The organism is Bacillus sp. JJ664 (assembly GCF_036962205.1).
GTDB lineage: Bacteria > Bacillota > Bacilli > Bacillales > Bacillaceae_G > Gottfriedia.
This window is the reverse complement of sequence record NZ_JBALMS010000149.1, coordinates 1-13,075: the sequence shown is the minus strand read 5'-3', so window position 1 is coordinate 13,075 and position 13,075 is coordinate 1. Positions and strand designations below refer to the sequence as shown.

Below are 13,075 nucleotides of genomic sequence, written 5' to 3'. Positions count from 1 at the left end.
GTGTAGAGGCTATTGAGTTAGGCACTGGAGGATACCCTGGTGATGCACATTGTCAAATTGATGAGCTATTAAATAATGAATCTAATATTAAAAAGTTTAAACAAAAAATTTCAGATCATGGATTGATCATTAGTGCTTTGAGTTGTCATGCAAACCCCCTACACCCACAGAAAAAAATTGCAAAGCCTGCTGACGATCTTTTAGAGAAAACAATTCGCCTTGCTTCCGAATTAGGAGTCCCTGTCGTAAATACTTTTTCAGGCTGTCCTGGTGATCACGAAAATGCGCTTTATCCTAACTGGCCAGTTACAGCATGGCCACATGATTTCCAAGAAATTTTGAAATGGCAATGGGAAGAAAAGTTAATTCCATATTGGAAAGAAAAAAATGATTTAGCAATAGCACACAATGTAAAAATCGGTTTAGAGCTACATGGAGGATTTTCCGTTCATACACCAGCGACAATGTTACGATTAAGAGAAACTTGCGGTCCTGCTATTGGCGCTAACCTTGATCCTAGTCATATGTGGTGGCAAGGAATTGATCCAATAGAAGCAATTAAAATTCTTGGCCGTGAAAATGCCATTCATCATTTTCATGCAAAAGATACTATAATTGACCAACAAAACATGAATCGAAATGGACTAACAGACATGACGGACTATTCAGAAATGCGCGATCGTGCCTGGTATTTTAGAACAGTTGGCTTTGGACATGATCAAAAAACTTGGGCAGATATGATAAGCACTCTTCGACTCTATGGTTATGACTATGTTGTTAGTATCGAACATGAGGATGGATTAATGTCTATTAACGAAGGATTTACTAAGGCAGTCGAAAATTTAAAACCGCTTATTGTAAAAGAATCTGTCGGTCAAATGTGGTGGACTTAATTTATTGTTTACTTTTCTTTAATTGATTAAGAAAAAGCTAATTCAATTAATTAGCTTTTTTCTTTATTTTGTTCGACCTAACTTAAATCGCAGCCACCTTCTTCCCCTATCGTTTTTTAATGATCAGTAATGAAAAAAATGTGGATTCCTTTTACATTTATTATTTTTTATAACTGATAATATTTTTAAAGTATTCTACTTCCGATTTTTCTAGTATTCTAAACTCTATTTTATTGTCGCCGTTAATTACGCCAATAATCACACCATTATCAGTAAACCAAATCATAGAATTAAGGATCCTCGTTCCTTGTCTAGGACTGTTGATAAATAAAACAACATCCGGGTGATGAAGGTCTACATTTGGGTTAGTAGTGCGATTTGCCCCCCAAAAGATACCTTCTATATAATCAACCGCATTTTGATTTTCGTCATCAGTAATTTCCTTTTTGAACTCAATCTGATCCATATTATTCGATATCAAGTAACCTATTTGTAATAGCCTTGATGGTATTGATTTTTGGACTTTTTTTAAAATAAATACTGTCGACAAGCTAGTGATCAGAATAATTACTAGGCTAAAAAGAATAATATCTTTTTTCATATTACCCCCATGCTTTCATAATTTAGATGTTCATCTTTCCCTCTCAAGCTATTAAAAATAGACTCTGCATACCCCTTTTTTAAATATATATATTCTCTTAGGCTGATTACATTAGTTTGAATTTATCATACTTGACTGCAATATATATAACTTTAGAAGGATGGTATGACTCTAAAGTAAAAAGAGTTCATATGAAATTTGACTAGTTTTAAACAGTGAAATGATTAAGTACTTTATTAATTATTTAGTTTTTACTTGTATGATTTCATTTTACTGAAATGAGGAGGAATAAATTTGAAGGCTATTGTTTGTAGGAAATATGGTTCACCTGACATTCTTGAACTTTCAGAAGTAGAAAAACCAATTCCAAAATCCAATCAAGTACTTGTAAAAATAAAAGCAAGCTCCATAAATTATGGGAATCTTGTACTTTTAAAAGGTGAACCTTTTTTAGCACGTTTTGCTTTTGGTATTCTTAAACCAAAATACGCTATACCTGGTGGAGATATAGCAGGCTTAGTTGAGGCTGTCGGCAAAGATGTTAAGCACTTTCGACCAGGAGATGAAGTGTTTGGTGACTTATCAACTTGTGGTTGGGGTGGTTTTGCCGAATACGTAGCTGTACCCGAAAATGCATTGGCATTCAAACCAGTAAATTTGTCTTTTGAGGAAGCAGCAGCTGTTCCTATGGCAGGCGTTACTGCATTACAGGCAATTAGAAACAAAGGTAAAATTCAGTCGGGACAGAAGGTATTAATAAATGGTGCTTCTGGTGGTGTTGGTACGTTTGCAGTGCAAATTGCCAAAGCATTTGGAGCAGAAGTAACTGGTGTGTGTAGTACAAGAAATATAGATATTTTACAATCAATCGGAGCAGATCATACAATTGACTATACAATGAAAGATCTTAAAGAAATTAACGGGACTTACGATTTAATCATTGCTGTTAACGGCTACCAATCCATATCAACTTATAAGCGTGCACTTAATCCCAATGGCAATTATGTAATGGTAGGAGGTTCTGGAGGACAATTAGCCGAAGCAATGGTGTTCGGACCTTTGCTTTCAATAACTGGGAATAAGAAAATGAGTAGCATGTTACAAAGGGCAAACCAAAAAGATTTGATTTTTTTGAAAGAACTTATTGAACAAGATAAAATAAAACCCATTATAGATCGCTGTTATAAATTGAGTGAAGTACCTGATGCTTTCAGGTATTTTGAACAAGGTCACGCTCAAGGTAAAGTTATCATTTCTATGTAAATAACTCTCTTATAGTAGATGTACAATAAAAAAGGCTGAAATTCAGCCTTTTTAAATTTTTTGTTTTGTTGTACTAGCAAATGCTTGTTGAAGGTCGTCCACAATATCCTCCCATGCTTCTAAGCCGACTGACATACGAATCATATTATCTGTTATCCCCATTTTCTGCTGTAATTTTTTTGGTACAACAGAATGTGTCATAGTAGCTGGATGTTGAATTAATGTCTCTGTATCGCCTAGACTTACAGCAATCTTAATCATCTTCAACTGATTGAGGATGTCTTGTGTTTCTTCCTTCGATCCATCCACCGTAAAAGCGATCACGCCTCCACCTTTTCTCATTTGCTTCTTAGAAATGTAGTAGTCAGGATGATTCGAATCGCCCGGATAGTATACTTCTTTCACAATTGGATGCGATTGTAAAAATGCAAAAACTTTTTCTGCATTATCACAATGACGTTCCATACGAACTGCTAAAGTTTTCAATCCACGAAGTAATAACCATGCATCAAACGGAGACATTATGCCACCTGTGTCCTTCCTAATAGGAAACATTGTCTCAGCCAATTCTTTAGTTTTACACACAACAATTCCTGCGATGACATCCCCATGTCCGCCAATATATTTCGTTGCACTATGTAACACAATATCACAGCCAAGACTTAAAGGATTTTGTAAATATGGTGAACAAAATGTATTATCAACGACTACTATGATGTTCTTTTTCTTAGCTACTGTTACAACCTTCTCTATATCAATGAGTTTCATAGTAGGATTAATTGGGGTCTCAATAAAAATAACCTTTGTATTTTCCTGAATTACCTCTAATAGCTCCTCTTCAGTAGACATGTTGCAAAAATCATGTTGCACACCAAACCTATTTTCCAACATTTCTAATAATCCAAATGTACATCCGTATATTCCTTTTGAACATACAATATGGTCACCAGCACTGATTAGTGAAAACAAAGTAGTCGAAACGGCGGCCATACCAGACCCAAAAGCTAGCGCAGCTTCTCCTTCTTCCAAAGTAGCCATTCGTTCCTCTAAAATATGAACAGTTGGATTCCCTAGCCTTGAGTAAATATAACTATTACTCTCCCCACTAAAACTTTGTTCCCCGTGTTGTGCTGTAGGAAAAGTAAAAGTGGATGTCTGAAATAACGGTGGTGTTAAACTTCCTTGGTACTCACTTGATTCATATCCTTCATGAATAAGCATTGTCTCGATTTGTTTTTTCTTCATATAAATTAGCCCCTCTCCATTAGCGTTCTTTTTTTCCGTAAATGAGTATTCATGCTTTGGATGTTATTGTAATTGATGAGGTTCTAGCAGATTTTTAAGTAATATCTAATCACAAAATATAAATCGATTTGAGAAATAGATAATCCTAAACCATACTCAAAGATTGTAAATGCAACTAAGTAAATTATGTAAGCGCTTTACTTTTTATATTTTATTAACCATTTCTGATGGAAATACATATTTTCGAGAATAAAATGAGTAACAATTAAAGAAACTCCTTTTTTCGTATTAGAATGAATAAAAAAAAGAACTACCGAAGTAGTCCATTTTAATTATCATATGTATGTATATTGGTAGCTCGACATTTAAAAATTTTTATTTTTTATAAACTATATTCTTCAGTGGGTATTTTACCTGTAAGTATGTCATATTCAGCTTTCATTTCACCGAATTTTTGTGGATTACCTTCATTCAGGGCGTAGTCTGGATGCCACAATCGAGTATATTGTCGCATATGCTTCTTCCATACTTCTGCACCATCTTTAGGGTTAAAATATTTATATTGATATGTATGATTTTCTTTAATTGTAAATGAATAGTCTCTAAAATAACGTTCCCATTCTTTTGCCCAATCATCTAGTTTTTTCTTAAACTTTTCGGCTTGCATGCTGTTTTTCATTTTTTCTTCGTTCTTCCAATATTCCATTTTTTGGTTGAATTCATCTAATTCTTTATTAGCATATTTCCAGTTTTGTTCTTCATCTTTTAGTTCCTGGTCAAATTCTTGTTCTAAAGAGTTTTCATTTAGCTTATGATTATTAAAAATCTGTTTAACACCTGTATTACTTAAATGATTGGTGTACATTTCATTGATCATTTGTTCCAACAGTTCTGCCATAGTTGTACCAGTTAGTTGGGAAAGCTGATCTAACTTATTCATGGTTTCTTGATGCAGTTTATGTGTTACATACACTTTTTTAGGTTTCTTTTTCAACCAACTCAACTCCTTAACTAAATGTTACTATACAAGAATGTAGCAAACCATTAAAATATGGAGTCAATCTTGTTACAAAATATCATCAATTAACTAAAAAATTGGCAAATGAATGAATTGGAGTATTTTTTAAAAATTTATTTGTTTGGAGTGGTCTTATCATTATACAAAAAACACTTTAACAGAGTGTTAAAGTGTTAAAATTAACTGATTTGTTTAAGCATTGTTTTCAAAAGGTACGCTGTAATCTGCTTTTTGTCTATATACAACTTTGCCTACTTGGGTTTTCCCTTTCACGTCGGCGGTTGCTTTTACACCTACTAGTTTTACATGTTTCGTTAATTCCTTTTTGGAAACCATTTTTTTTACGTCTTTGAAATCAATATATCTTGTCATTTAGAACCACCTCCAAATAGATAATCGATTGTACTCATTAGTCTTGAATTCGCTACGATTAAAAGATCCAGTTCCTCATCTTTTAATTCTGCTTCATCATCAGTAGCAGTGATTGAAACCGTTATAACGCCCTCTGTTCCCATAGGATAACATATTAGATAACTTTTATACAAGTTATCTCTTGTTAACAAGAACAGTATATTGCTCTTCAAATAACTATCTACTACTAGAATTCGTTCACCAGAATCTTCCTCAATACCATCATTCACATTAAATTTATGAAATTGGTTGCTTGGTACTTCTCCAACAATATGTCTTAATCCTTCTGAACCTTCCCTTTTCCAAAAACCAATATCAGTTAGTTCGAATCCTCTTGGAACACCATACTTTGGCTTTAAGGTTTCAACTATGTATTCATGAATATGTTCAGGACTTGTTTTCATCAGTTTTATTGCAATGTCTGCAGAAAATTTTGAAGCTACGTTTAATGCACTGATCCTAAGTGCTGCTTGTTCATAAAGTTCTTTATAGTCTACAAATGGACCGGTTTGTTGAATGATTTCAGCAATTTCACCGCAGGCAACTCTTACTGCAGCTTTATGGTTTACTATATCTCTTATTTCATAAGTAAGATGATTTATGCCAATTAAATCAGAAAGGAAATGAAAATCTAACAGTTTCAGTTCTTCTTCGACTTGAATTTTTTTTGTTTTATTTGGGATTAAAAAGAATACCCGACCTCTGCGTAGTTTCCCCCAAAACAAACCCATTTCAAACAAAGTATTATCTCGAGTAATTAAACATTTATTGCCTCGAATAGTAATGACATCATCAGGTGAACATATAAAGACGCCATAATCATTTTGATCTAGCTGTTTTTCTAAGTCTTCCATCGTATATTTATTAGTCGTAAAGGCAGAATTCCAAGGCGTAACTTCTGCAAAATAACTTAGATGATATTGTACTGCATCAACATATGGCATGGCTTCCCTAGATGAACCGATAAAAACTCTAGATCTTCTCTCTTCCATAAAACCTCCAACTAATTAGTAAATATTACCACAGATTATATCATAAAATTCTCATAATTTGATTGCGAACATTCAATATAAATGAAAATGGTTCAAAGTTCCTTGGACAAGTTTAAAAAATGATATCATAGGCTCTTTTATTTAGGGCTTTTCTTATTATTTTGTTGCGATTAAGAGTGAGTTTCTTAGTTATAACTCAAGGTTTCTACCATTCCGTGTGTAATCATATTATAAAAGCTAACAATATGTTAGCTTTTTGAATAGATTTAAGCTGAAAATGCAGATTTTAATGCTTCAAGTCCATCTTGGTAAATACCATGAAATAATGATATAACTTCTTCCTCAGTCACCCCAATAGGAGTGAAGGTACCAGACCATTCAACTAAGGTTTCTTTACTACCATTATGCCCTCCAACACGTAATGTTGATTGATAGTTAGTTACTGGAAATGGTGCTTCCAAAATTGAGTAAGTGTAGTATTGAGCTTTGTCATTGAACGCTTCAAGACGTTCCACTATTGCATCTCCATCAGGATTGGCTAGATGTCTTACACGCCCACCTTCACTTAATTCACTGTTTGGAATATAAGGTAGCCAATCAGGAAGTGAATTAAAGCCACCGATTAATTGCCATACTTGTTTAGGTGATGCAGGAATGACCATTGTTACTGTTGTGTTTGCCATTTTCATACCTCCTTTTTATCGTCTGTTGGAAGTTGGGCGTTTTCCGAAACTAGTTTTTGTTCGCGCATTTCCAACCAAAATTCAGAAGGAATCACTTCATTTAATGCTGCTTGATCCTCAATAATTCGTTCCGGTCGACTTGCTCCTGGAATGACAGCGGCAACTGCTGGATTGGCTAACGAAAATTGTAGCGCAGCTGCCTTTACGCTTATATTGTGGCGGTTAGCAATACCCTTGATTTTTTCAACTTTTGAAATAATTTCAGGTGAGGCTTTCTGATACTCGAAATGAGTACCACCAGCTAGGATCCCTGAACTATATGGACCACCGACAACAATATCAACATTTTCCTTAGCTGCAGTTGGCATTAATCGTTGAAGAGAACGCTCATGATCTAATAAAGTGTATCGACCAGCTAATAAGCTAATGTCTGGCTTCGTTTCTCCAAGTTCTAAAGCAAGCTCAATTGGCTCTACTTTATTTACGCCAAGACCCCATGCTTTAATGACCCCTTCTTCACGTAATTGTGTCAAAATGCGAAATGCTCCAGTTCGAGCAATTTCAAATTGAGATAACCACTCGTCTCCATAAAAGTCGTGTGCAATATCATGAACATAGACAATGTCTAGGCGATCTGTTTTTAAACGATTCAAGCTTTGCTCAATTGAACGTAAAGTTGCGTCGCCACTGTAGTCGTTTATCATCTTATTTTTACGTCCAAATTCGAACAATCCACCTTTTTCACCTAAGTCACGAGTTGATGGGTCCTCTAGTTCGTCCAAAATTAAACGGCCGACTTTCGTACTTAATACGAATTCATCTCGATTATATTTTGACAATGCTTCACCTAGTCTAATCTCTGCTAGACCTGCTCCATAAAATGGTGCTGTATCAAAATATCGGATCCCATTGTTCCATGCAGCATCGACAGTCGTAAGTGCTTCTTCTTCTGGTATATTTCGGAACATATTACCAAGTGGTGCAGTTCCAAAACCTAATTTTCCTTCAAATAAATTTTTCATCATAATCCTCCAATAAAATATAGTAAAAGCTTAAATGACTCATTAAGCTAATTCATTAAAATAAATAGTGAGATATCAAAAGTGATTACTCGCTATATTGGTATTATGAAATAATGTGAAAAAGAAAAGAAGAACGTACTTTCAAGTGCGGTAGTAACCCCTCTGTTCTTAAGGCACATTTTAGTTACTTAAGAACCAAATAGGTATAAATGATAATATCGATGATTTATTATCATATTTAAAATCAATTGAATGAGAAAATTTAGCGTATAAAAGTAAAATCTATTTAATAAAATTTTAGAATTTTTTTAGCAACCCTAGCCGAATAAAAGAAAAAAGGTAGGGATTCCCTACCTTTTTTACTATTCATTAAGAATACTTACTTCTAAAACATCATCTTTATTTCCATATTTTTTTATGATATGACTTTCTCCCCATACACATAATGAATGTAAGATTTCATTCAAGCTGACTCCATAGTCTGATAAAGAATATTCAACTTTAGGTGGTATTTGATTATATACAGTCCGAATGATGATTCCGTCTTCTTCAAGTTCTCTAAGTTGTTGTGTGAGCATTTTTTGAGTTATTCCAGGCATTGCTCGTTTTAATTCACTTGTTCTCCGAGTCCCTAGCTTAAGATGACATAATATCACGACTTTCCATTTACCGCCAATTACCTCTAATGCTGCTTCAACCGGTATGTTATATTTCTTCATTTACAGATCTCCTTAACAACAATATAGAAGTTCTAATAAATAATCCTCACTAAATAGCGAGGATTAACATTACTTCTATTTTTATATACCTATCCAAGTTTATTATTTTCTTTTCATTCATTAATCATTCGTAGGAAAATATCCTTTTTGTTCATCTGACTTGGAGTACTAATTGTTTTAAAATCCAGTAGTGTATTGTCTTGGAATAATTGTCTCCTTATTTAACTTAGAAGCAGCTTCTAAAGTCCAATAAGGATTTCTCAACATCCCTCTACCTACTGCAACTAGGTCAGCGTCATCATTGCCAACTACAGCATTCGCAAGGCTTGGCTCGTCTAATCTTCCAACTGCAATGACAGGCACATTAAGGGCTTGTTTAATTTCTCTTGCAAGAGGAACTTGATATGCTACATGTGTGCCAGGTCTGCCGTGAGCAGCAATTTGCCCTTCACCACCGGAGCTTACATGGAAGATATCTACTCCTGCATTTTGATATTCTTTAGAAAAATCAATACTATGATCAATTCCATATCCACCTTCTACATATTCGATGGCAGAAATACGCATAATTAAAGGCATTTCTTCTGGCATTACACTTTTGGCAGCCTGGATGACTTCTTTACCGAATAGAGTTAAGTCCTTTCCGTACTCATCTGATCTACGATTTGTTAATGGTGATTGAAATTGATGGATTAAGTAACCATGTGCACCATGTAATTCAATTGTGTCTACTCCAATTTTGACTGCACGTTCTACAGCTAAACGGAACTTTTCAACCATATCCCTCACTTCTTTTGTTGTTAGTTCTCTTGGAGTTTTTGATTTCTCATCGAAAGGAATTGCGCTTGAAGATACGGGTACTTGTGCATCTACAGCTTTACGTCCCGCATGAGCAATTTGAATACCGACTTTTGCTCCATGTAGTTGACATGCTTCAACGATTCGTTTTAGAGCGGGAATTTGATCATCTGACCATAAACCTAGATCAAAATCTGAAATTCGACCGTCTGGTTCTACATCTGTCATTTCAATAATGATTAACCCAGCTCCACCTATTGCTCTACTCACATAATGAGTGTAATGCCAATCAGTTGCGATCCCATCTTTGTTTGTAACTGAATATTGACACATTGGAGGCATAACTACTCGGTTTTTTAATTCTAGCCCTTTTATTTTAAATGGTGTAAATAAATGATTCATTCTCATTACCTTCCTTTTGGTTTCCCATTATTTAAATGTAAATTTACTTCATTTCTAAAGTGAATAAAAGTTTTTTGCTTATAAATAAAATTTGCGACTGGAAAATAATCATATAACTTCGCATCAAAACAATGGAAAAAGCTGTTAAATCACAAATAAAAGTATTTCCTAAAACTACAGAAAAAAATTTCACAGTCCGTTCGAATTAGGATTGTTTTTAAACAACATTGTAATAGGATGATATCTATCATTTAGTTGTTTTAGTAAGAAAAGACAATCTTTTTGCTGAAATTAAACTGTTCAATTTGCTAGCTGCTCCAAATAAATTATGTTAAAAAATCATCATAAAAAGCCTTGTATTTTATACAAGACTTTACTTTTTAACTATGTTAATTTACTTTCTAACTTAATTTTTAACGCTCTTCCTCTTCACTTGTAAATGTATTGTTAATAAACGCTAAAATCTTTTGTTCGTATTCTTTTGGTTCTTCTTGATATGAAGTTATATGTCCATAGTCAGTCAACCAAATTGTTTTTTCACTTTCTTTTGGAATTTGCGCTAAAATTAATTGGCTACTAGTAAATGGTACGCGTTCGTCATTTTTACCGTGAATCAGCAAATAGCTTGTGTTGTGACCTTTTTGGACTTCTAAGATCGGTGAGACTGTTTTTGGATCAATGCGTAATAAGTGTTTCATCGATTGTATGATAATTGGTGTAAATGGCTTTTTCGGAAGTTTTGACCATACATTTAAGTTCTCTTCCAAATAAGTTTGTAAGTCATGGAACGGACTGTCAGCAATAACACCTTTTACAAAAGGATGTCGACTCCCAACGAGTAAACTTGTTGCAGCCCCCATACTCCAACCTAACAAAATCACTGATGATTGCCCTTTTGATTTTAATACAAAATCCACTGCAGCTGTTAAGTCATGTTGCTCGTAATAACCTATTCCTGTACTGCGGCCACCTGATTTACCACTATTTCTAAAATCAAACATAAGTACATTTACGTTAGAGTCATGTAGTTTTTGAATAAGACGTAACGATTGAATCGTTTTTTGACTCCGCTCATCAGTATACCCATGTGCCGTAATGACCGTATTAGTTGTAGGTATTTTAGAAGGAATCCACCAACCTCTTAGCGTAACCGATTGAAAATCACTTTTAAATTCAACCTCATCATAGGCTAATCCATAATCAGCAGGTGTTTCCTCGGTTTTTCTTCTTTTAGGATGTGTTAAGATCAAGCCAACTAATATTGGTAAGATGAAGATGACAAAAGGTGTAAAAATTAATGCCCAGAGTAGAGTTTTTTTGATATTATGTCTATTCATCTGGTACACACTCCTTTCAATCCTAATCAACATGATCTATTTTCAATAAATGATTTCAGATGATTCAAGATTATTTTCTCTTTTCATATTCTATTTATGAAGGATTTGAGACTTATGTTCAAGTGAAATTTTATAAAGGCCCAATATTATTATAAAATTCTTCATAAATAATTTTATTATTTTCTTAATTAATACAAATAATAATACCCAACTACAAAAGTAATTGGGTATACGTTAATTTATCATTATGATGCTTGAGAAAGTCCTTTAACATTTTTCAGTTGGATATCTTCAGGACCTTGTTTAATTGTCACGATTAAAAGTGTAATGATAGCAAATAAATATAATAAAAGCATTGAGTAGAATCCTATAATTAAGAACATTTCATTACCACCTTTTATTTTGATGATGTTTTGTTCCTACATGTACAATGTAGCATATTAAATTCATAAATCACTCACTATTTGTGAAATTTTTCACATATTTTTTTTATAAAAAGTAAGCATAAAAACTGCTTACTTTTTTGGTATTTGGTGTTTACTATATATTTAAGATTCAGCTTGTTTTTGCTCATTACTATTTAAAATGATCGCACCTTTTTCTTTCTTTCCATATCGAGACCAAATCACAACAGGAATTAATAAAAGTGAAAGTGTACCGCCAGTTAATGCAAGTGTTGCATAACTTGAATTTGCGACAACCATACCTGACATTGCCCCTCCGGTAGCTCCTGCTAATGCAATAAAAACATCAATTAACCCTTGCGTTTTGGCACGTGTTGAAGAGTTTGTTGAATCAATGATCTGTGCTGTACCGCTTATTAATCCAAAGTTCCATCCTAAGCCTAATAAAGATAGTGCAATAATTAAGAAAATCATAGAATCACTTGGTGCCATTGCGGCTAATAAACCTGCAAAAAGTAAGGTTATTCCAGCAGCGATTGACATGGCAATTCTTCCAATCTTATCTACAAGAATCCCAGTCACAAGTGATGGAAGATACATCGAACCAATATGAAATCCAATGACTACACCAACATCACTTAAATTATGTCCATGATGCTTCATATGTACTGGGGTCATAGTCATAATTGCAACCATCACAATCTGAGTTAATACCATAATCGAAGCACCAACAACTATTCCTCGTTTATTATTTGATTGTAATACGTGTGAATTATTATCTTCTATAACTTCATTTTCCTTCTTATTAGATTCTATGAATCTTGCAAAAATAAGTGGATCTGGACGGAGAAGAATGTAAACAACTAAACCAGCTAATATAAATGCGATTGAAGAGAGAATGAAAGGTCCGGCAAGTGCAGGAACTCCTATAGAATTTGCAAAATTGCCCATTACACCTACTAAACTTGGACCTGTAACTGCACCAAATGTTGTTGAAACCATTGCAATACTGATTGCAGTCGCTCTCTGGTTTTTATTAGCTAAATCAGTTCCAGCATATCGAGCTTGCAAGTTGGTTGCAGTACCCGCTCCGTAAACTAGTAATGAAGGTAATAATATAAAAATATTATTTGTAATTGCGGCGATCACAACTCCAATTGCCCCGAACCCACCAGTGATAAATCCTGCGGTAAGCCCTATTCGACGACCAAAACGCTGAGAAAGTCTGCCTACCAATAATGCTGCGATTGCTGAACCCAAAGTAAATAATGCAGCTGGTAATCCTGT

14 protein-coding genes are annotated in these 13,075 nt (G+C 34.1%); 2 read left to right on the top strand and 12 right to left on the bottom strand.

Annotated elements, in window-relative coordinates; all coding sequences use genetic code 11:
* Nucleotides 1-893, top strand: an 893-nt coding sequence (locus V7056_RS18560; protein ID WP_499703879.1) for a sugar phosphate isomerase/epimerase family protein, incomplete at its 5' end; no start/stop codon positions are given.
* Nucleotides 894-1,053: 160 nt separating this feature from the next.
* Here the strand turns inward: V7056_RS18560 and V7056_RS18555 are convergent.
* Entirely contained in the window at nucleotides 1,054-1,494 is a 441-nt protein-coding gene (locus V7056_RS18555; RefSeq protein ID WP_499703878.1) for a hypothetical protein, read from the bottom strand.
* Nucleotides 1,495-1,788: 294 nt separating this feature from the next.
* Between V7056_RS18555 and V7056_RS18550 the strand changes: the two genes are divergently transcribed.
* Nucleotides 1,789-2,757 carry an NAD(P)-dependent alcohol dehydrogenase gene (locus V7056_RS18550; RefSeq protein ID WP_499703877.1) on the top strand — a complete coding sequence of 323 codons (969 nt, stop codon included), beginning with the start codon at nucleotides 1,789-1,791 and terminating at the stop codon, nucleotides 2,755-2,757.
* 51 nt (nucleotides 2,758-2,808) lie between these two features.
* On the opposite strand, the gene megL is transcribed toward V7056_RS18550, so the two are convergent.
* From megL to V7056_RS18495, 11 genes are all read right to left on the bottom strand, one after another.
* On the bottom strand, nucleotides 2,809-4,002 hold the full coding sequence (megL, locus tag V7056_RS18545; protein ID WP_499703876.1) for a methionine gamma-lyase: 1,194 nt from the start codon (nucleotides 4,000-4,002) through the stop codon (nucleotides 2,809-2,811).
* Between the two features lie 382 nt (nucleotides 4,003-4,384).
* Nucleotides 4,385-4,996, bottom strand: coding sequence for a hypothetical protein (locus V7056_RS18540; protein WP_499703875.1), 612 nt, complete (start codon nucleotides 4,994-4,996; stop codon nucleotides 4,385-4,387).
* Nucleotides 4,997-5,212: 216 nt separating this feature from the next.
* Nucleotides 5,213-5,392, bottom strand: coding sequence for a hypothetical protein (locus V7056_RS18535; protein WP_464958176.1), 180 nt, complete (start codon nucleotides 5,390-5,392; stop codon nucleotides 5,213-5,215).
* Nucleotides 5,389-6,423, bottom strand: coding sequence for a TIR domain-containing protein (locus V7056_RS18530; protein WP_499703874.1), 1,035 nt, complete (start codon nucleotides 6,421-6,423; stop codon nucleotides 5,389-5,391). The genes V7056_RS18535 and V7056_RS18530 overlap by 4 nt, the downstream gene beginning before the upstream one ends.
* A 266-nt stretch (nucleotides 6,424-6,689) precedes the next feature.
* Entirely contained in the window at nucleotides 6,690-7,106 is a 417-nt protein-coding gene (locus V7056_RS18525) for an SRPBCC family protein (RefSeq protein ID WP_499703873.1), read from the bottom strand.
* 2 nt (nucleotides 7,107-7,108) lie between these two features.
* Nucleotides 7,109-8,128 carry an aldo/keto reductase gene (locus tag V7056_RS18520; protein ID WP_499703872.1) on the bottom strand — a complete coding sequence of 340 codons (1,020 nt, stop codon included), beginning with the start codon at nucleotides 8,126-8,128 and terminating at the stop codon, nucleotides 7,109-7,111.
* Between the two features lie 362 nt (nucleotides 8,129-8,490).
* Entirely contained in the window at nucleotides 8,491-8,847 is a 357-nt protein-coding gene (locus tag V7056_RS18515) for a winged helix-turn-helix transcriptional regulator (RefSeq protein ID WP_499703871.1), read from the bottom strand.
* Nucleotides 8,848-9,024: 177 nt separating this feature from the next.
* Nucleotides 9,025-10,047 carry an NADH:flavin oxidoreductase/NADH oxidase gene (locus V7056_RS18510; protein WP_499703870.1) on the bottom strand — a complete coding sequence of 341 codons (1,023 nt, stop codon included), beginning with the start codon at nucleotides 10,045-10,047 and terminating at the stop codon, nucleotides 9,025-9,027.
* Nucleotides 10,048-10,460: 413 nt separating this feature from the next.
* A complete protein-coding gene (locus V7056_RS18505; protein WP_499703869.1) occupies nucleotides 10,461-11,384 on the bottom strand; it encodes an alpha/beta hydrolase in 924 nt (307 codons plus the stop codon).
* Nucleotides 11,385-11,629: 245 nt separating this feature from the next.
* Nucleotides 11,630-11,767: a hypothetical protein gene (locus tag V7056_RS18500; protein WP_499703868.1), complete on the bottom strand. Its 138-nt coding sequence runs from the start codon at nucleotides 11,765-11,767 to the stop codon at nucleotides 11,630-11,632.
* Nucleotides 11,768-11,932: 165 nt separating this feature from the next.
* Nucleotides 11,933-13,075, bottom strand: a 1,143-nt coding sequence (locus V7056_RS18495; protein ID WP_499703867.1) for an MFS transporter, incomplete at its 5' end; no start/stop codon positions are given.